The following is a 1,103-nucleotide window of genomic DNA, read 5'->3' as shown; positions in this document are numbered from 1 at the left end:
GCGAATAAAAGCAATGAGCCAAGACTGTACTTTATAATGGATACAAAAAAGGCGGGATAGATTAACTCTACCCCGCCCTTTAAAGACTAACTTAAATCGTTAATCTCGCTAATAGCGATATCCTACCAGCCAGCTTTTTCTTTCAGCGCTGAACCAATATCCGCTAGAGAACGAACAGTCTTCACACCAGCTGCCTCGAGTGCAGCGAATTTCTCATCAGCTGTACCCTTACCACCAGCGATGATCGCCCCAGCATGCCCCATACGCTTACCAGCAGGCGCTGTAACACCCGCTATATACGACACAACAGGCTTTGTTACATTAGCCTTGATGTACTCAGCTGCTTCTTCCTCAGCAGTACCACCAATTTCACCAATCATTACAATAGCTTCTGTCTGGGGGTCGTTCTGGAACATTTCCAAAACATCAATAAAGCTAGTACCTGGTACTGGGTCACCACCAATACCTACGCAACTTGACTGACCGAAGCCTGCATCAGTTGTTTGCTTAACCGCTTCATAAGTCAAAGTACCTGAGCGAGAAACAATACCAACCTTTCCTGGTAGGTGAATGTGACCAGGCATGATACCGATCTTAGTCTCTCCTGGGGTGATAACACCAGGACAGTTTGGTCCAATCATACGAACGCCAGCTTGATCAAGCTTAACCTTCACATCAACCATATCCAAAGTAGGAATGCCTTCAGTAATGGTAACGATCAGCTCGATACCTGCATCAATCGCCTCTAAAATCGCATCTTTACAGAAAGGTGCTGGAACATAGATAACCGTAGCCGTCGCACCCGTAGCTTCAACCGCTTCGCTAACAGTGTTGAATACTGGAAGACCAAGATGAGTCTGACCACCCTTACCCGGACTTACACCACCAACCATTTGCGTGCCATATGCAATAGCTTGCTCTGAGTGGAAAGTACCTTGCCCACCAGTAAAACCCTGACAGATAACTTTTGTATCTTTATTAATTAAAACTGACATTATTTACCCTCCGCTGCAGCGACAACTTTTTCTGCAGCATCTGTCAATGATTCTGCCGCGATAATATCCAAATCAGAGCTAGCAAGCACTTCTCTGCCCGCTTCAGCA

The 1,103-nt window shown here is 45.9% G+C and carries 1 protein-coding gene; it reads right to left on the bottom strand.

Annotation, left to right across the window (positions count from 1 at the left end; translation table 11 throughout):
* Positions 1-122 precede the first annotated feature (122 nt).
* The gene (gene sucD / locus A3735_RS06195) at positions 123-995 is read right to left on the bottom strand and encodes a succinate--CoA ligase subunit alpha (RefSeq protein ID WP_068512330.1); all 873 of its coding nucleotides are present in this window, start codon (positions 993-995) and stop codon (positions 123-125) included.
* Between the last annotated feature and the right edge of the window lie 108 nt (positions 996-1,103).

The organism is Oleiphilus sp. HI0061, assembly GCF_001635675.1.
The sequence above is the reverse complement of the archived record's forward strand: the minus strand, read 5'-3'. Positions and strand labels throughout refer to the sequence as shown.